15 protein-coding genes are annotated in these 19,887 nt (G+C 43.7%); 10 read left to right on the forward strand and 5 right to left on the reverse strand.

From position 1 onward, the window contains the following. Nucleotides 1-18: 18 nt before the first annotated feature. A complete protein-coding gene (locus tag R7P36_RS12720) occupies nt 19-1,560 on the reverse strand; it encodes a long-chain-fatty-acid--CoA ligase (RefSeq protein ID WP_213899823.1) in 1,542 nt (513 codons plus the stop codon). A gap of 543 nt (nt 1,561-2,103) precedes the next feature. On the opposite strand from R7P36_RS12720, the gene R7P36_RS12725 reads away from it, so the two are divergent. From R7P36_RS12725 to R7P36_RS12760, 8 genes are all read left to right on the forward strand, one after another. Then, nucleotides 2,104-3,363: a dicarboxylate/amino acid:cation symporter gene (locus tag R7P36_RS12725; protein ID WP_005376774.1), complete on the forward strand. Its 1,260-nt coding sequence runs from the start codon at nt 2,104-2,106 to the stop codon at nt 3,361-3,363. Between the two features lie 156 nt (nt 3,364-3,519). Next, nucleotides 3,520-4,704 (forward strand): acyl-homoserine-lactone synthase, encoded by a 1,185-nt coding sequence (locus R7P36_RS12730; RefSeq protein WP_318099322.1) that lies wholly within the window; start codon nt 3,520-3,522, stop codon nt 4,702-4,704. Beyond that, on the forward strand, nt 4,697-7,237 hold the full coding sequence (locus R7P36_RS12735) for a hybrid sensor histidine kinase/response regulator (protein ID WP_167415321.1): 2,541 nt from the start codon (nt 4,697-4,699) through the stop codon (nt 7,235-7,237). Before R7P36_RS12730 ends, R7P36_RS12735 begins: the two co-directional genes overlap by 8 nt. Nucleotides 7,238-7,348: 111 nt before the next feature. Continuing rightward, nucleotides 7,349-7,591: a hypothetical protein gene (locus R7P36_RS12740; protein WP_017634694.1), complete on the forward strand. Its 243-nt coding sequence runs from the start codon at nt 7,349-7,351 to the stop codon at nt 7,589-7,591. A gap of 198 nt (nt 7,592-7,789) precedes the next feature. Next, nucleotides 7,790-8,353 (forward strand): septation protein A, encoded by a 564-nt coding sequence (locus R7P36_RS12745; protein WP_005376769.1) that lies wholly within the window; start codon nt 7,790-7,792, stop codon nt 8,351-8,353. Nucleotides 8,354-8,578: 225 nt separating this feature from the next. Continuing rightward, the gene (gene yciA / locus R7P36_RS12750) at nt 8,579-8,974 is read left to right on the forward strand and encodes an acyl-CoA thioester hydrolase YciA (RefSeq protein ID WP_005376768.1); all 396 of its coding nucleotides are present in this window, start codon (nt 8,579-8,581) and stop codon (nt 8,972-8,974) included. A gap of 115 nt (nt 8,975-9,089) precedes the next feature. Continuing rightward, a complete protein-coding gene (locus R7P36_RS12755) occupies nt 9,090-9,386 on the forward strand; it encodes a YciI family protein (RefSeq protein WP_017634695.1) in 297 nt (98 codons plus the stop codon). 3 nt (nt 9,387-9,389) lie between these two features. Continuing rightward, a complete protein-coding gene (locus R7P36_RS12760) occupies nt 9,390-9,782 on the forward strand; it encodes a GspS/AspS pilotin family protein (RefSeq protein WP_005386726.1) in 393 nt (130 codons plus the stop codon). Between the two features lie 133 nt (nt 9,783-9,915). Here the strand turns inward: R7P36_RS12760 and metE are convergent, their stop codons facing one another. Beyond that, nucleotides 9,916-12,198 carry a 5-methyltetrahydropteroyltriglutamate--homocysteine S-methyltransferase gene (metE, locus tag R7P36_RS12765; RefSeq protein ID WP_054574762.1) on the reverse strand — a complete coding sequence of 761 codons (2,283 nt, stop codon included), beginning with the start codon at nt 12,196-12,198 and terminating at the stop codon, nt 9,916-9,918. 281 nt (nt 12,199-12,479) lie between these two features. Between metE and metR the strand changes: the two genes are divergently transcribed. Next, nucleotides 12,480-13,391, forward strand: a complete 912-nt coding sequence (gene metR, locus R7P36_RS12770) for an HTH-type transcriptional regulator MetR (protein WP_005386724.1) — start codon at nt 12,480-12,482, stop codon at nt 13,389-13,391. A gap of 21 nt (nt 13,392-13,412) precedes the next feature. Here the strand turns inward: metR and R7P36_RS12775 are convergent, their stop codons facing one another. From R7P36_RS12775 to R7P36_RS12785, 3 genes are all read right to left on the reverse strand, one after another. Continuing rightward, nucleotides 13,413-13,613 carry a DUF4250 domain-containing protein gene (locus R7P36_RS12775; RefSeq protein WP_005376762.1) on the reverse strand — a complete coding sequence of 67 codons (201 nt, stop codon included), beginning with the start codon at nt 13,611-13,613 and terminating at the stop codon, nt 13,413-13,415. A gap of 152 nt (nt 13,614-13,765) precedes the next feature. Continuing rightward, a complete protein-coding gene (locus R7P36_RS12780) occupies nt 13,766-14,476 on the reverse strand; it encodes a hypothetical protein (RefSeq protein ID WP_054574763.1) in 711 nt (236 codons plus the stop codon). Nucleotides 14,477-14,562: 86 nt separating this feature from the next. After that, complete coding sequence (locus R7P36_RS12785) at nt 14,563-17,019, reverse strand: EAL domain-containing protein (RefSeq protein WP_318122175.1); 2,457 nt, start codon at nt 17,017-17,019, stop codon at nt 14,563-14,565. Nucleotides 17,020-17,444: 425 nt separating this feature from the next. Here R7P36_RS12785 and R7P36_RS12790 point away from each other — a divergent pair, with 425 nt between their 5' ends. Then, nucleotides 17,445-19,778 carry a YgiQ family radical SAM protein gene (locus R7P36_RS12790; RefSeq protein WP_064368606.1) on the forward strand — a complete coding sequence of 778 codons (2,334 nt, stop codon included), beginning with the start codon at nt 17,445-17,447 and terminating at the stop codon, nt 19,776-19,778. Nucleotides 19,779-19,887 lie beyond the last annotated feature (109 nt).

The following is a 19,887-nucleotide window of genomic DNA, read 5'->3' on the forward strand; positions in this document are numbered from 1 at the left end:
CAAAAACCATTGAATTGACTAAGCTATATTCAATTCAGATTTCAACTCACGTTTCAAAATCTTTCCTGTCGCACTCATCGTGAGGTGTTCACGAATTTCGACATAACGAGGATATTTAAACGAGGCTAATTGCTCTTTACCCCACTTTTGTAATGAATCGGCGTCAATGTATTCTTTTGGTTTAAGTACAACGTAGGCTTTTATCTCTTCGCCATACTCTTCATTTGGAATCCCTATCACCGCGACCATTGAAACTGCAGGATGAGTCATGAAAACTTCTTCAATTTCTCTGGGATAAACATTAAATCCACCTCGAATGATCAGATCTTTCATTCTATCGACAATAAATAAATTACCTGAACTGTCAAAGCGGCCCACATCACCAGTATGGAACCAACCATTTTGTAGCGCAGATTCAGTAACTTCTGGGCGATCAAGATATCCCTTCATAACATTATGACCACGCACAACAATCTCACCTTCTTCGCCTATCGGTAGTGCATTGCCTTCAATGTCGATAACTCTTACTTCGACGCCTTGAACCGGTTGACCTACCGAGCCTGGTATTCGCTCCTGATCTAAATGATTAAAACATGCAATAGGACTTGTCTCCGACAACCCGTATCCTTCTAAGATCGGCACATTAAATGTTTCTTCAAAGGTTCGAAAGATTTCGGTTGGTAATGGCGCACCACCGCTTACTGCAACACGCAATGACGAGGTATCAAATTGATGCTGCACATGAAGCAGACCGATGTACATCGTTGGCACACCAGCAAATATCGTCACCCTATGTTTTTCCACCAGCTCAAGAACATGTTTAGGCTCAAACCTAGGCACTAACACCAATGTTGCCCCGCCCAAAACACTAGCATTTAAGTGGACGGTTTGACCAAATGTATGAAATAAAGGCAAAGTTACTAAGTGAATATCATCGGCCTGGCTGCCCATAATGTTTTGTGCCACCAGAGCGTTCATTATGATGTTCTGCTGAGTCAGTTCAGCGCCTTTTGGTAAGCCTGTCGTCCCTGATGTATACAAAATCACACATGTATCATCCGCATTACGCGGTATATAATCCGGCAACGGTTGGACATCGGCTATAAACGCATTGAGAGTTATTACACCATTCCAATAGCTTTCATCTTGAGATTGAGTCAGTACGACTATGCCTTCGCATGTATCGACTTGTTCAAAGGCTTTGACACCCTCTTTTGCTATTGGCAGTTCTTTCGTCCCTTCAAAGCAGAAATAAAACTTCGCTTTTGAATCTTCTAAGTGATACTTAATTTCTCGCGCTTTCAAAAGCACATTTAATGGGACTGCAACCGCGCCAGCTTTTTGTATTGCATAATAAACAAACGCGAAAAAAGGAATGTTTGGGCATGAAATCGCAACGCGGTCACCTGGCTTTACGCCTTTATTGATTAAAGACGCTGCGATCTTGCCGGCGATCGCATCAAACTGCGCATAATTTATCTTTTCAGTGCCACATATCAACGCCGTTTTATCTGGTTTACTCGCAGCATTTCTTTGTAACGCAGCAGCAAGATTCATCATAGTCTCTTCACCTCTTACTTGTCTTTCTCGTCTAATCAGCTCAGGAGCATTAACTAAGCAAGTTATCTCTAACACTGGATCGTCAGCATTTGAGTCTCACCAGTCATTACAATTTAACATTATGTTTACAACGCAATTAGAGCCAAGAATGTAAAGCAATTAACATTTCAGAAGGCAAATTAATAAAAGTGTGAGCTTGAAAGAGATGAATTGTTATAAATATCAACCCAAGTCACTAAAAACTCTGACTGCAATAGCAAATACAAAAGCGGTTAAAATTAACAAAAAGAAAACAAATAAAGAAAAATAAACTTGAACAATCCTAAGCGCGACCCTTATAAGAAAAATCAATAGCAAACGTTTGCTATTGAACAAAACTTTATCGTTCGTCAATAAAATATCGATTAATCCATCAATAATACCTTGCTGCATATTGCCAATTGTAAACGATAAGTGTAAAAAGCAAGGCGAGATAATTATCCGTAAATCCATTTATGGTTAGTGGGTAATTTTAGGATTTTACATTTTATTAGCACAGAGGTTATGGAAGTGTTAAAAGAAAAGAGTTTGCTAAACAACATTGGCGTACAAGTCGTAATCGCCATGATCGTGGGCACAGCCGTTGGTGCCATGATGGGTCATGATGCGACAGTGTTCGCTCCTTTAGGTGCTATCTTTATCAACTTAATCAAAATGTTGGTTATTCCTTTGGTCGCTGTAGCCTTGATTTCTGGCGCCGCTGGTCTTGGGAACAGCCAGTCAGCAGGTAAAGTTGGCATCGTCACTCTAGGTTATTTTGGTTTAACATCCGCCCTAGCCGTTGCGCTTGCACTATTTATGGGTGAAGTATTCCAACCAGGCATGGGTATCGACGTCTCTGGCGTTGAAGGCATGTTCTCAGCAGAATACGCTTCAAAAGGTGAACTACCTACTTTCTGGGCAACCATCACTGGTATGATCCCAACCAACGTTTTCCAATCACTAAATGAAGCAAACATCCTACAGATCCTCGTTTTCTGTATGTTCTTTGGTATTGCGATTTCTAAGCAAGCAAAAGAGCGTCGTGAACCAATCATCAATGGTGTTAACTGCATCGTTGACGCAATGGTTTGGATGATCAACAAAGTAATGATCATTGCACCTATCGGTGTATTTGGTCTGATGGCAGAAGCCGTCGGTACGTTCGGTTTTGGTGCGCTAATGGTGGTGTTTAAACTGTTCGTTGTTTACGTTGCCGCCATCCTAATCTTCGGTTTCGTTGTTTACCCAGCAATGGTGCATGTTTTCACGAAGACATCTGCGAAGAAATTCCTGTCTTCAATGAAGAAACCGCAAGCAGTTGCGCTTTCAACAGCGTCTTCTATGGCAACACTGCCTGTTACAATGGACACCTGTGAAAAAGAGCTGGGCGTAAAAAATTCAACTGCATCATTTGTTCTGCCTCTAGGCGCAACGATCAACATGTCAGGTAATGCGATTTACTATGGCTTGGTTGCTATCTTCTTTGCTCAACTGTTCAATATCGATCTAGGCATGGGCGCTTACATTGCAATTATCGTAACGTCTACATTGGGTGCGGTTGGTCAAGCGGGTGTTCCTGGCCCTTCTTTCCTAGTGGTTGCCGTGCTTCTTGCCGCTGGCATTCCAATTGAAGGTCTACCGCTGCTATTCGCTCTTGACCGTATTTTCGATATGATTCGTACAGCACTGAACATCACAGGTGATGCTGCATGTGCAGTTATCGTTGATGCGCTAATTGAAGAAGAAACGGCAGAAGCTGAGCTAAAAAAGCAAGAAGCCTAACCCTTTCTTGAATAGACCAAAAACCGCTCATAATGAGCGGTTTTTTTGTCTTTTCTTGCATTACGTAACTATACAAATAGAAACCGATGGCATAAATTTTTCAAAATGATATAAACCATTACAAAATATAACAAAACGTTAGAGCTAGGTTATATCATGAGTCTTGAGCAATCTTTGGAATATCTCACCAAAATAAATTTGCCGATCGAATCAAAGCAGCAGGCCCTGGTTGACTCAGTTATTCTTACCCTAACGAAACAAAAACGAGATGCTCTTTTTCAACAGGTTGCTCTGTATCGAATAAAACTGCTTAAATCTCTCTTTCCTAAACACACATCAAAAAGTCTTTCTGCACTATTTGAGTTAATGGATTATCGAGATTTAGTGCAACAGTATCCGACAGGTTTCTCCAAAGAGATTCGTTTACTTGAACAACTTGCCGCAGATTGTTACCCGCATTGGATGGTTTTCTGGTGTCAATGCGAGATCGAAGCAATCAAGCAAAAATATCCTTCAAACGAAGCTGCGATTCCTACTCCGCTTCCGTTTGACGACCACAGCTATACTAGCGTGTTAATTGAAGATATCGCAGATTGCGATCTTGAGGTAATGCTGCCAAATCATGCAGCGTTAATGCCGATTTCCGAAGCGATCACACTGAGTAATCTTGAGCTTTTCGTCCAAACTGAACAATGGTTTGAAATCTTGCCTCTTTTATCACTCTCGCAAAAAGGGCAGCACTTTGCCCTCTTGCTCAAATCGTCATCTTCACCAATCATGGTCTCCTCCGCTTTAGTGCAAAGCTGGCATCAACGAAATAACTGGCTCAGTTACTCACCACAGTTTAGTAACGAACAATGGCAGTTTTGCTTTCCTAATCATGGGTACAGTGTTCTCAATCAACTGGGTATTTTGGAGTGTCGTGCTCTAACTCATGAGCACACTCTTATTGAGTTTGATGCTCAGTTTCAATCTCGTGTAAAGAACAGTGAAGCGGTTTGCGAAGTACTGCGTCTTACGGTGGGAGGCAACATTCAACAAAAGCTGTATTTTTTGTATCTGGCGCAAAAAACTATGATGAGCGAGCTCTATAAAGCAGGCTATAAGCTCGGCTTTACCATTATTGAGCAAGTATTTATGTTAAATTTCTATCAATCTATTGATTTAAGTGCCTACTTTCACTCAGGATACCGCGACATTAACGGTGACGGTACCAAGACATACCGCGGTTTCTGGAATTTAGGTATGATGGTTGAAGCATTTCAAGACATACAATTTCGCGACTACAAACATTGCGTACGAACAAAAAGAATGGATAAAAAGGTGAATGAGCATGCTTGATGTTCATTTGCACGGTCTCTTTTACCCAAAAGCAATGGCATTGTACGCGACTGTACTAATAGTATTCGCTTGGCTACTGTATTACTGCTATCGCCTAAAACAGAAGAGTGAATCAATCTTAGGCTCGCATCACGCGCCTTACATCGCTTATTCCAGCTGTATCATTGTTTGGATAAGCAGCAACGCCTATTTCCATACCGATTTATTGCCAGAATTAGGCTCTGTTGGTGGCATTTTTATGGCTAAGTTAGCGAACTTAGCGTCTTTTTTCGCCTTTGCGTTTGCATTCTATTTTTCTTGCCAGTTAACCGCAGATGTTAAAAAAACAGCGGTCAAAGTCTGGCAAAAAGTCGTCTTTGTCGCACTAGCAACGTATTCACTGTACATCAACTTAGTGCCGAATCTTACTGTCGAAAATGTCACCATTAGTGGTCCAAGCCAGTTCGTCATTGAATTTGGCCCACATACCTCATATTTTTTCATTAGTTTGCTAGCTTTCGTGGTACTAACGCTGCTTAACTTGATTGCCATGCGCGCTAACAGCAGCAAGCTCACGCTAGCAAAAAGCAACTATATGATCGCTGGCATTTTGGTATTCATGTTATCTACGGCAGTGATACACCTTGGAATGACGTATTTCCTTGGCGACTTCTCCCTAACTTGGTTACCACCAGCACTTTCAATCAGCGAAATGTTGTTTGTGGGCTATGCCCTACTTACCTCTCGCTTCTACAGCGCTAAATATCTCACGTACTTAACGGTAAGCGCGCTCTTAGTCTGCGCCATTTTTGTTCTGCCGCTAGGGGCGATATTTATTCCTATCTCTGAAGATAACCAATGGCTTGTTGCGGTACCTTTATGCGCGCTTATCGGTATCACTTGGCACTTGCTTTTTAAGCGAGTCAGTCGTTTCGCTTCGTATTTTATTTATGGGAAACGACACACTCCCGTTCAGCAAATCCTTGGGTTAGAGGAAGAGTTTAAACGCTCAATAGATGATGCTATGCGTCAGTTGGCATCGTTACTTAACATACCAAACAACAAGCTACAGCTAGTCACTAGCAATTACACAGAAACGTTTTACGAAGAGTACCTGCCGTCAAGCAAGTCAGTTCTCGTGCTAGATGAGTTGTCTGAAGAAATTGATTATGCCTCCTCTTCTAAAGGGTCGATGAGAAAGCTCTACGAGCGCATGCGCTCAAGCAATACTGCGCTCGTTATGCCTCTCTTCGGTCGTGGAAAGTCTGTTACTCACTTACTAATTTCTTCACATAAAATAGATAATAAGCTGTTTTCTAATGAAGAAATCTCAGCTCTGCAAACGTTATTAGTTCGCATCCAGAGCACCATTGAAGCCGATAGAAAGGTACGCCAAAGCCGTGCGCTGGCTAACTCCATTGCACATGAAATGCGTAACCCTCTCGCTCAAGTACAATTACAATTTGAAGCTTTAAAACAGCATATAGAGTCAAACGCCTCGCTGGATACGCTAAAAAGAGAAATTGATAAAGGTGAAGCCGCTATACAACGCGGTCGACAACTTATCGATATTATTTTACGAGAAGTTAGCGACAGTTCACCAGAGCATGAGCCTTTAGCTCTCACTTCCATACATAAAGCCATCGACCAAGCAGTAAGCCGTTATGGTTTTGAAAACGATCAAATAATAGAGAGAATTAACCTGCCACAGGCACACGATTTTGTCGCGAAGTTAAATGAGACCCTGTTTAACTTTGTCATTTTCAATTTGATTCGTAACGCTATCTACTATTTTGATTCTTATCCCGACAGTCAAATTGAGATTCGTACCCAGACGGGGGCTTACGAAAACATTCTGATCTTCCGAGATAGTGGGCCAGGTATAGATAGCAGTATCTTACACAAGATATTTGATGACTTTTTCTCGTATCAAAAAAGCGGAGGCAGTGGCTTAGGTTTGGGCTATTGCCAACGTGTTATGCGCTCCTTCGGAGGACGAATAGAGTGCCAGTCTGAATTGAACGAGTTCACAGAATTCTACTTGTATTTCCCAGTCGTACCAAACGCACCAAAACCAGAGACATTAAGAGCACCGGACTTTGATAGCTGGAAAGCAACTGCATCACATTCTGAAAATCATTCAGCTCAACACGTACAAGTATGTAAAGATGCACCAACAGTGCTCATTGTAGATGACAAAGAGGTGCAACGCACCTTGGTACAGATGTATTTAAAAAGATTGGGAGTCAACAGCTTACAAGCAAATAATGGAGCCTCTGCGGTAGAACTATTCCACTCTCACAAGATTGATCTCGTTCTTATGGATGTCCAAATGCCGGTAATGAATGGATTTGACGCCAGCCAGCGGATTAAGCAAATCACATCCTCCGTTCCAATCATTGCCTTATCTGGTGAGTCTGGAGCTAGAGAGTTGGAGCTAATTTCGAAACTCATGGATGACAGGCTCGAAAAGCCCACCACGTTAAATGCACTTCAAGTCGTCATCCAAAGATGGTTACAGAACGAGAATTTTGCACCTTCCAGCACTTTTTAATTTGCAAATATAGAATTGGCACTAGATGTGCATTATTGGAGTAAATCGAATTATCCAGAAGGTCAAGCAGGCTGCAAATGAGTAGCGTATGAGCTTGATAAGGAGATCGCCATGTTACTTCATCGACATACATACTACGGCTTGATTCATCATGGAATCAAAACACTGTTACTTGATCGCTTAGGCCACTATACAGAAGAAGAGTATCATCAATATCTGACCCTGATGACTGGTAAATCCACTTGCTTCACGATGTCTCTCGAAGAGCTAGAAGCAACGGTCGATAACTTACTGCGGGAAGGCTATTTAGAAGATGTAAAAACGCTTATTTCCCAATATCAACGTGTGGCTTAAGGTTTAAAACTCTCAACTCTATTGCCGCTTCACGCGGCAATTTTTATTCCTTCCATTTGCTGTTTCGACGTGGAAGAAGCTTGCGGGCTGTACGATATACTAAGCGTTACTATTCTTACCTTAACTTCCTCAGTATTCACATCTTGTCAGATTCCGTTAGACTGTCTTCAATTCAACAATTAGGTAGATTTTGCCATCATGAAGCAGATCCTAGACTTTATACCACTCATCGTTTTCTTCGCTTTATACAAGCTGTACGACATCTACGTGGCGACAGGTGCACTGATCGTAGCAACAGCCATTCAGCTTGTCGTCACCTATGCGCTGTATAAGAAAGTCGAAAAGATGCAGCTAATAACATTTGTTATCGTCACTATCTTCGGCGGCATGACCCTTTTCTTCCACGACGACAATTTTATAAAGTGGAAAGTCACCATCATTTACGCGATTCTGGCGATTGGCTTAGCAGTGAGCCACGCATTGGGAAAATCAGCCATCAAAGGTATGCTAGGCAAGGAAATTACGTTACCTGACGCTGTTTGGGCAAAGATTAACTGGGCTTGGGTTGGCTTCTTCTCATTCTTCGCTGGCCTAAACATTTATATTGCTTACGAATTGCCGTTGGATGTTTGGGTTAACTTCAAAGTATTTGGAATGTTGATCGCGACATTTGCTTACATGATTGCGACTGGCTTTTACATTTATAAACACATGCCAAAAGAACAAAAAAATAACTCATCCGATGTGTCCACTGATGATTAAAAACTCAGTTTTGCTATAATCCGCGACTTCACAGCGACCTTAGGGTCGCTGTTTTGCTCCATGTATCAGTAAACCGCTCAAACAACGTACCGTTTTCAGACCATTCTTGCTGCTGTAAACCAACTTTCTCTGGTCCGGTATCTGCGGTTTTTTAAGGACCTTTGGTTCTAGGTATTTACTATGTTGGCGCTTAGTTTGAGCGCCTTTAAGATTTAGGATGTCACAATGAGTCAAGAAATTAGCTCTCCGAAAGGTCAAATGCTGCTTCGTACCCTTGCAATGCCTGCAGATACAAACGCCAATGGCGATATTTTTGGCGGTTGGATAATGTCTCAGCTCGACTTAGCAGGCGCGATTCTGGCAAAAGAGATCTCTTGTGGTCGCGTTGTCACCGTTTCGGTATCAAGCATTACGTTCAAAAAACCTGTTGGTGTGGGCGATGTCGTATGCTGCTACGGCGAATGCACTAAGATCGGCCGCACATCCATGAGTGTCGATTTGGAAGTATGGGTCAAACCCGTCAAAGCTCACGGTGTTGGCGAACGCTTCATGGTTTGTGATGCGACCTTCAACTACGTAGCCATTGACAGTGAAGGTAAACCACGTCCGGTTCAGAATTAGTCAACCTACAACGCTAACAGTTAGAAAGGACCTCACATTTTCTGTTGTTCACTTGTGAGAGACACAAAAAAGGCGTTAAATTAACACTTTACCCTACCAATTAAGGAACTATGCTATGTGGTATGTCATCTTTTCACAGGACGTTGAGAACTCGTTGGAAAAACGCATGAGCGTTCGCCCACAACACTTGGGTCGCTTACAAAAGCTACAAGACGAAGGTCGCCTTCTTACAGCTGGTCCGATGCCTGCGATAGATTCTGACAATCCTGGTGAAGCTGGATTTACGGGCTCAACTGTCATCGCTGAATTCGCCTCTCTAGAGGATGCTAAAGCGTGGGCAGAAGCCGATCCTTATGTAGCGGCTGGTGTTTACGATCATGTAATCGTGAAACCGTTCAAAAAAGTGTTTTAATTTATGAAAAAATTACTGTGTCTTTTCTTGGTATTTGGTGCTCTGGCTGGCTGTTCATCAACCGATGATAATCAGCGCCAACTTGAGCTTATGGCATCAAACCGAGCAGGAGTCTTGTCTGCGGGCCTCCCTTTAGAGTACGGTCCACTGCAAATAATGCGTGTCTCATCCAACAAAAATGTTGTAGAGATGATGATGATTTATAACGATGGCGCACTCGGTGCAAAGCCGTTAAATCAAGTACTGAATACCAGTATCTATACCTACTGCAGCAACCCAGAAGTTCGCAAGCAAATTGATATGGGCTTGATGTATCGTATTAAGGTACGTAATTCTCGCGGTCAGTTGATGGCAGATGAGTTGGTTTCCGCACAGACTTGTACTCAGGTGAAGTAGCTACAGTAATTTTTGTTGCTTTCGGCATGAGACGATGATTCGCTATTATTGGATAATCTGAAAACGAAAGTTAACAATTAAGAATAGAAAAACGGAGACCACAGTCTCCGTTTTTATTTGCTGTAACGATGTGTTACGCCAGCTCAGCACGGAGCTTCTTCGCCGCTGAAACCAGATTTGCCAATGCGGCTTCTGTCTCCTTCCAGTTTCGTGTTTTCAGACCACAATCTGGGTTTACCCACAAACGTTGAGCCGGAATTTTTTCTGCCGCTTTCTTGATTAAACCTTCAATCCATTCTTCCGTAGGAATGTTTGGTGAGTGAATGTCATAAACACCAGGGCCAATTTCGTTCGGGTAATTGAACTCTTCAAATGCTTTCAGCAGCTCCATATTTGAGCGAGATGTTTCAATGGTAATGACGTCCGCATCGAGTGCCGCAACCGAATCAATGATTTCATTGAACTCGCTGTAACACATATGAGTGTGAATCTGAGTTTCTGGTTTTGCACTTGCCGCAGAGACCTTAAACGCATTTACGGCCCATTCTAAGTACGCTTTGTGATCGCGTTTTTTGAGTGGTAAACCTTCTCGAATGGCTGGCTCGTCAATTTGAATGATATTGATGCCTGCATCTTGCAGGTCAGACACCTCATCACGTAGTGCCAAAGCAAGTTGCTGCGCAATTTCTTGACGTGTGATGTCTTCACGTGGGAACGTCCAACATAAAATCGTTACTGGTCCAGTCAACATGCCTTTCATCTGTTTGCTGGTTAGCGATTGTGCGTACGTCGACCATTCAACTGTGATCGGTTTTTCACGTTCAATGTCAGCAACTACAATGGCAGGTTTCACACAGCGAGAACCATAACTCTGTACCCAACCAAATTTGGTCGTTTGAAAACCCGCCAAGTTCTCAGCGAAGTATTCCACCATGTCGTTACGCTCTGCTTCACCATGAACTAGCACATCTAGGTCGAGCGCCTCTTGACGTTTTACTGCGTCAGCAATATGTCCTTTAAGTGCTTGGATATATTCAGACTCAGATAATTGACCTGTACGATAAGCACTGCGCTGAACACGAATTTCACCCGTTTGAGGGAAAGAACCGATTGTCGTGGTTGGCAACAGAGGCAAGCCCAATACTTCAGCTTGATGCGCAGCACGCTCCGCGTAAGGTGCGCTGCGCTCGGCAAGTGACGCAGTAATACTGTTTAAACGTGCTTGAACTTGTGGCTTATTCACATGCGTTGCCGTTTTACGTGCTTTGATTGGCTGGCTGTAGGTATCACAAGCGAGAATCGCATCTTGATCACCATCGAGTGCGCGGCCAAGCAAGGCGACTTCTGTTACTTTTTGTTTTGCGAACGCAAACCAGCTTTTCACTTCCTCACTGAGTTCTGTTTCCTGTTCCAGATCAACCGGGCTATGTAGCAAAGAGCATGAGCTCGCAACCCAAAGGTTGTCGCCCAGTTTTTCTTTTACTGGCTGTAGACGTTCAAGTTGCGCACTCAAATCCGAGCGCCACACGTTACGACCGTTGACCACGCCAGCAGACAGCACCCACCCCTCCGGTAGTTTGGCAACCACGTCGTCAAGCTGCTGAGGCGCGGCAGATAAATCGATATGTAAACCATCCACTGGTAGCTTTACAATTTTGTCTAGCGTATCGCTTATAGAGTCAAAGTACGTCGTTAGCAGCACTTTTACATCGCTTCGAATCACTTGGTACGCTAGCTTGAACGCATCAGCCCATTTGCTTTCTAGCTCCAGTGACAAAATTGGCTCATCAATCTGAACCCACTCAACACCTTGACTTGCGAGCTTTGCCAAAATAGCTTGGTAAGCCGTAAGCAATCGTGGCAGTAGCGTCAGGCGATCGAACCCTTCTTCTACCTCTTTACCTAAGTAAAGATAACTGACTGGACCAAGCAAAACTGGCTTCACTTTATGCCCAGCTTGGGTTGCTTCGTTGACTTCTTCAAACAGTTGAGGCCAACTCACTTCAAATGTATCGTCCTTGCTAAATTCAGGTACGATGTAGTGGTAGTTTGTGTTGAACCATTTAGTCATATCCGATGCTGCAGCGCCCGCACAGCCGCAACCCGCTTGAGATTGACCGCGACCCACTTTGAATAGCGTATCCAAATCAGGGAAACCGTCTGCGTGACGTTTTGGCACGTGACCCAGTAACAACGTGGTCGTCAGTACATGATCGTACCAAGCAAAATCGCCAGCGGTGGTAAAACTCAAGCCAGCATCTGTTTGCGTTTGCCAGTTTTTAGCGCGCAGATCTGCTCCAACCTTTTTAAGCTCTGCTTGATCAATTTCTCCGCGCCAGTATTTTTCCTGAACGAATTTTAATTCTCGTTTTTCACCGATGCGTGGATAACCTAGTACGTGCGTTGTTGTAGCCATGTCCCTATTCCTTTCTCAATTTTGTTCAATTTGTTTGGATCAGAGCATCTTTCGGTAAAGAATAAGATGTCTGGATGGCTAAACTATCGCTCTCATCTGCGGTTTGAACAACGTCCATTTATTCAACTTGTTTATTAAAAAAATTCATCATGAGGCGACATGATTCGCAAATAAACACAACAAATAGACGTCTAGACGTTTACATATCCATTTTTTGTCGTTAAGTTATTTACACGATTGCTATTCTGTTCATAGCGAGCAACAAAGGATGAAAGGAATTCATGATAGAGCTAAAACATTTGCGGACACTCACTTCGCTTCGAGACACTGGCTCTCTAACGGCAACAGCGACCGCTTTACATCTCACTCAGTCGGCACTGTCTCATCAGATCAAAGATTTGGAGGCGCGAATTGGAGGGCAACTGTTCCTGAGAAAGACTCGTCCGGTGAAGTTCACTTCAGAGGGAGAAATCCTATTGCGTCTTGCAGAAGATATCCTTCCGAAACTCGCAAGAGCAGAAAATGATTTAGCGAGCTTGAAAGAAGACGTCAATGGCCGATTACATATGGCCATTGAATGTCACTCTTGCTTCCAATGGCTAATGCCTGCACTTAGGGAGTACCAACTTGCTTGGCCTAGCGTAACATTGGACTTTTCCTCTGGTTTTGGCTTTGAACCACTCCCAGCTCTATTGGCAGGCGAACTCGATCTCGTTATTACTTCCGATATCCAACCTCGATCCGAAGTCCACTACGAGCCTCTATTCGACTTTGAAATGCGTTTAATTACCGCAACCAACCACCCATTGGCGGAAAAAGAAATTATTGAGCCGCAAGATCTCGCAGATCAAACCATGCTCTCTTATCCGGTTCAAAAACAAAGGCTAGACGTCGTAAAACACTTTCTTCAGCCAGCAGGAATAGAACCTGCGAAATGGAAGCAAGCCGACAACACTCTCATGTTAGTTCAGATGGTCTCTGCTGGATTAGGGGTGGCGGCACTACCCAATTGGGCGATTTCTGAATTTTCTCGCCAAGGTCTTATTACCAGTAAACCTTTCGGCCAAGGCTTATGGCGTCGCTTGTTTGCTGCAACGCGTCACTCAGAGAAAGAAAAGCGTTACTTACAAGCTTTTTTCGCAACCGCGAGGCTACAATGTAAAAGCCACCTTGACGGAATCAAGGTGGCTTAAAAGATTTGGATTATGAAAGGCTTAGCGTTGATATGCTTTAAATTGGTTAGTCAATGGATCGTACTGATAACCGAGCATATCAAGCTTGCCGACTACAGACTCTACATCCATCTCATACACTGATACTAACTCGTCAAAACTGTCGCACTCTAAACGTAGCTTTTCGTTGACGATACCTAGCAAAATAGTGCTGTCCAGATTACCTACATTGCTTAAATCCATCGCGACTCTCCTCTTCGACAAGGTATATAAACAAGCGTAGTAGTAATCACGCGAATTTAAAGTGAGTGCGATCTAAAACGTGATCACCTTATACCCAAGCACCAAGAAAGCACTTGGATATAAGCCGTCTAGCTTTGTCTTTAGAATAGAGGTTAAGCCGCGAGAGAGAATAAACCTTGCAGGCTCGTCATCGACGCGAGTGCTAGCAACAAGGCAACGCTCAGTTGCACCTTTTCTGGTTTCTTATGCGTAAAAATATGCCAACACCACACAATAATTGAAGAAATTAACATAGCTAAAGACAGCAAGATTGGCTGTGTTGCAGCGTTCAGTGCAGCTTCATTTAACTGGTAAGAAGCAAACAACGTTGCGATGACTAATAGCATTCCAGACACAATGCCCGTAACTGGTAAAATACGGTGAAATGCCTGTAATCTGCTGCGAGCTATCGTAAGCAGCAATTGAGAAAATGACGCCCCAAGGAAAAATATCATTAGCGCTATCGCTATCGATGCTGGCCAGCTTGATTGCTCAAATACTTGAATACTCACATACGCAAAGGCCAAACCATTCGCTAAATGCATCGCCCATAGTGGCCCTTTTTCACGCGTTTTCTTGGTTTGAACCTGAGAATAGAAGTAGAAAATAGCAAACACGATCATAAATGCTTCAATGCGAAGTGACGCAACAGCGAGCCACAATACAGCTACTGCAGGCAACATTTTATGAAGACGTCCTCGCTGACCAGGACAAATATCGCCCTTGATTAGAAGCAAAGTCAGTAGCGCTTGTGCGCCAAATAGCATCGGAGGGAAAGTAACCAGCAATTGTTGAATCATGTTGAATGCACGCTCAAAAGTCATTTTGGGGGGCGATAATATCAAATCAACTATCGCCAAACCACCGAAAGTCGGCCCCCAAATGAGCTAAAACGGTAAGACAATTTTATTCACAGAGAAGCAAGATACTTCAACGCGTCTTCCTGCGTTAAAACTCCACGGTACTCTTCTTTGGTATTACACAGTACCCAAGGGAAACGAATCCCGGTTTTAACCAACTCTCGAATAACAGAGACAGGTAAATCCTCATCAACCAACACAAATTCGGTGCTCATTATCTGATTAACAGGACGTTTCCAAATTCGGCTTTCTCGTTCAGTTTCTCGCTCTGTTCCCATCGAAGGCGTTAGGTGTAAATTCACCGTCTCTTTCGTAATTAACCCAACACAACGATTTTCATTGAGAACAACTAAAGGCGAGCTTGGATTCAAATTCATGTACTCCACTGCCAAGGAGAGCGGTTCTCCAGGGTCCATAGACCTGACTTGTTCATGGCTCAAAGATTGCAACACATCACTTTGCTTAGACTCAATCGCGATGTCAGAGAACAGATGCTCATAACTGTCCGCTTTATCCATCAAATCGACAGGCACGGCAGCAGAAAATAGAAAGCCCTGCATGTAATCGACACCGATTTCTGCCAATACTTGAAGTTCTTGCTTAGATTCCACGCCTTCAGCAACCACTTTTACATTCATTTGCTGTGCAAGCTCGGTGACCATTTTCACAATGTTATAGCTAGTGCTCCCTTTATGAATGTTCTTGACGAATTTTCGGTCTATTTTCAGTAAATCAAACTGCCCTTTTTCTAGATAAGAAAAAGAAGAATACCCAGTACCGAAGTCATCAATCGCGATCTCAATGCCCTCTTTCCGCACTTCCTCTAGAGCTCGAGTATGCTCCTCATCTTGTTCAAAATACGCGGTTTCTGTTAGCTCGATAGTTACTCGCTTAGGGTCTACACCACTGGCTTTAATCAAATCATGCGACCGCTGAAGGATCTGAAGAGAATCCAATTTCGTATTGAGGGAGCGATTGATGGTCACGCCCACTTCCTCGCCATAAATTTCTTGTAAGCGCGGAAAGTGCTTCAACGCAGCTTGGCAGACCACATCATCAAGTGCCGCTATGAGTTCTAGATCTTCAATAATAGCGATCATCTTTTGCGTACAATACGCATCATTTTCATCATAGAAGCGTGCGAGAGCCTCGAACTTAACCACTCTTCCGGTTTGAACGTCGATAATCGGTTGAAAGTAAACGTCCACTAGCCCACTCTCTATTTGCGCCTCCAAAAACGCCTCGAGATGTTGGCGCTTCACTAATTCAGAGTGAAGTTCACTGTCGTAAAAGTTGAAATAGCTGCCTTCACCGGAAATAGAGGACAACATCGCTTGCGCTGCATGTGCTAGCGCTTGTCTTGGTCGGTTCGTATCATAGCCAAGGATTGACACACCAGTTTGGCCTTTAACGATAGTGGCATGCATTTTTGTGCCCATTTCATTTCTTAGCTCATTAAAGAACCCTTTCATGGCAATTTGGATCAAACGAACCGGGCTCAACCATTGACAATGAGGGGTCTGCAAGCATACGACAAACACGTCCCGAGATAACTGCCCCGCAATACTGGTGTAACGACTTCGCATAATAAAATCTGCAAAACCTAATTGCTGTTCAAGCAAGTATCTCTCCGAAAACTTGGGTCTGAGTGTCATAACAATGTTGAGTTCTTTATTTCTGCTTTCATTCGCTAAGGTAGCTAATTGGAGTTCAAATTCTTTCCTCGTCGGTAAAAAGGCAGCCCAATCATGCTGTTGTTCACAACGATTTTTCATCCACAACAACGAAGCAGAAATATCCGTAGAAAATCCCAGATAAAGAATTCGTCCAGAGTGAAACGTAAGTCGGTAAATACAAAGATGATGAGCTTGGTTGCTACCGTTTGCTGTTTTGCTCAGCAAGTTACCACACCAACATCCTTCATCATTAATTTGCTGCCACAGCTGATCATAAAACGCTTGGCTATGGTGAGAGGTACTGAAAATATGAGTTTTAAGCCCAACCAGATCTCGGTTTTGATAGCCCATTTGTAACTCAAAGGCACGGTTACAACCTAAGATGCGCGTATCTTCATCGGCAACTAAAACGCCTACATTCGGCAAATCAAAAATCGTTTCGAGGATTTTCGCTAACTCCTCGCAACCAGTGATTGTTAATTGTGGAATGATAGTGCCTTGGATAATGCGCTTATTGAGCCTTTCAAAACTAATAGTAACGTGCACTAAGTTAACGTTTTTTAGCATCATGCAACAAGAAAACCGCCCCCGTTCGCCAAAGAGTTCCACTTCTAGAATTCGTTGTTTTAGCGTTTCTTGTTGCCCCATCAGCATATGATCAAACAAGTTATTTAGGCTGGTTACTGGCGTACTTATCCCAAATGCCTTTGCCATTCCTTGCTGATCACATTCGAACTCGCGAGTATCAATATCGTAAGACCACTCTATAACAGGAGTTAGACTGGAAGTCGTTTGCATTTTTGGATGCACTGTTGTCGTAGATTCACTCATACCCTAGCCCCTTTTTTTGTAATTAGCCCAAGGCTCAAAATTCACAGTCAATTCGCGACATTCCAGTTGGGACCTGCCGATCCTCTTTATAGATGGATTGTGTCAACGATAAGCCTATCGACTTAGAACTATTTCCAGAGCAGCTCAGCCTTTTGCATTTAATATGCACTAATTTGATTATAGGCTTTACCCCATATAAGCACACCATTGCTTATGCTTTGTATTAAGATTGCGACATTTTTCATGAACCGATCTATAACCATGAGGCTTTCAAGGTGAAATTAGACAGAAAATCGCCGATAGAGCATTGATATTTTTACAAACCAAATAAAACTCGATGAACTAAGCTTGAATAGATGAGTTTGTTATAGATACCTGATAATCAAATCGCTATAATTCGCGCTCCCTGGAACAGAGAGCAAAATATGACCAATAACATCACTCCTATTCATGAGTACAAAAAATACTGGGCAGAGTGTTTTGGTACGGCACCTTTCTTGCCGACCAGTCGCAAAGAAATGGATGCCCTAGGATGGGATAGCTGTGACATTATCATTGTAACCGGTGACGCTTATGTGGATCACCCAAGCTTTGGTATGGCTATCATTGGCCGCCTGCTAGAAGCACAAGGTTTCCGTGTCGGTATCATTGCTCAACCAGAATGGCAAAATAAAGATGCGTTCATGCAACTTGGTAAGCCAAATCTGTTCTTCGGGATCACTGCGGGTAACATGGACTCCATGATCAACCGTTACACCGCGGATAAAAAGCTTCGTCACGATGACGCGTACACACCGAATAACGAAGGTGGTAAACGCCCAGACCGAGCAACGTTGGTTTACTCTCAACGTTGTCGTGAGGCATACAAAGAAGTACCTATTGTTTTAGGTGGTATCGAAGCTAGCCTACGCCGTGTGGCACACTACGATTACTGGTCAGATAAAGTTCGCCGTTCTGTACTGTTTGATGCAAAAGCAGACATCCTACTTTTTGGTAACGCAGAGCGCGCACTTGTCGAAGTAGCACATCGCATCGCAAACGGCGAAGACATCAGCACCATGACCAATATTCGTGGTACTGCCGTGAACTTGCCAGCGGCGCCAGAAGGCTACACGGTTATTGATTCTTCTCGCATTGAAAAACCTCGTAAAGAAGCGTTCGTACCAAAGAACCCATACGAAGTAGAAACTCAGTGTGAAACTAAAAAAGACGAGCCAGTTGCACAACCAATCACAATTCGCCCATCACGCCACGATGCTGCGACGACTGCGGTCCGTTTACCTTCGTTTGAAAAGCTAAGAAACGATCGCATTCTTTATGCGCATGCAAGCCGTGTACTGCATTTAGAAACGAACCCGTACTCTGGTCGAGCGTTACTTCAAAGCCATGGTGATCGTGAACTTTGGGTAAACCAAGCTCCAATTCCATTGACGACCGAAGAGATGGACTTTGTGTTTGGCCTGCCTTACGCGCGTGTTCCTCATCCTATGTACGGCAAAGCAAAAATTCCTGCGTACGACATGATCAAGACGTCTGTGAACATCATGCGTGGTTGCTTTGGTGGCTGTTCTTTCTGTTCGATTACCGAGCATGAAGGTCGAATCATTCAAAACCGTTCGAAAGAGTCTATCATCAACGAGATTGAAGAAATTCGCGACAAAGTTCCGGGCTTTACCGGCACAATTTCCGATCTTGGTGGCCCGACTGCAAACATGTACCGCCTGGGCTGTAAAGATCCAAAAGCGGAAGCGAACTGTCGTCGTCCTTCTTGTGTATTCCCGGGCATCTGTAACAAGCTAAACACAGACCACAAACACACGATCGATTTATACCGCGAAGCGCGTAAAGTTGAAGGCGTGAAGAAAGTGATGGTTGCATCTGGCGTACGTTACGACCTTGCGATTGAATCACCAGAATACGTGAAAGAGCTCGTGACTCACCACGTAGGCGGTTACTTAAAGATTGCACCGGAACATACTGAGAAAGGTCCTCTTGATCTGATGATGAAGCCAGGCATGGGTACGTACGATCGCTTTAAAGAGATGTTCGAGAAATACAGTGCAGAAGCAGGCAAGAAGCAGTACTTAATCCCTTATTTTATCTCTGCGCACCCAGGCACAGAAGACGAAGACATGCTGAACCTTGCTCTGTGGCTGAAAAAGAACAACTTCGAATGTGACCAAGTACAAAACTTCTACCCTTCGCCAATGTGTAACGCAACGTCGATGTACTACTCAGAGACAAACCCTCTGAAACGCGTGAAGTACAAAAAACGTGAAGATGTACCTGTAGCAAAAGGTGAACGTCAACGTCGCCTGCATAAAGCGCTGTTGCGTTATCACGATCCAGCAAACTGGCCAATGATCCGTGAAGCCCTAGTCAGTATGGGTAAAAAACATTTGATCGGTGACAAACAAGGCTGTCTCGTTCCTGCAGAAGACATTGAAGCACAAACACCAGCGCAACGTCGTAAATCTGGTCGTCACGGGGCAAACCGCTTTGCAACCAAACATACCAAAAACCAACCAGGCTTCGGTGGTCATTTGAACAAACGTTCTGAAGGCGGTTCAAAAGATGGTAAACCATCTGGCAACCGTAACGGTTCGGGTAAAGCTACAGGTGGTCAACGCCCTGCAAGCAACGGCCAACGTCCTAGCGGCAACGGTGCAAACCGCCCTGCAGGTAGCAAGCCGCAAGGCCAAGGTCGCCCACAAGGACAAGGCAAACCAGCTGGTCAACGTAAACCAAAGCGTCGCTAACTCTTTAGCACTTAAATACTAGAAAGGGCTCCAGAGGTAACTCTGGAGCCCTTTTGTTTTGTCGGCTCATTGAGGCATCACTCACAACTCAAACTTTGATTCAATCAAT

The sequence above is a fragment of the Vibrio sp. 397 genome, from assembly GCF_033339395.1.
Taxonomy (GTDB): Bacteria; Pseudomonadota; Gammaproteobacteria; order Enterobacterales; family Vibrionaceae; genus Vibrio; species Vibrio alginolyticus.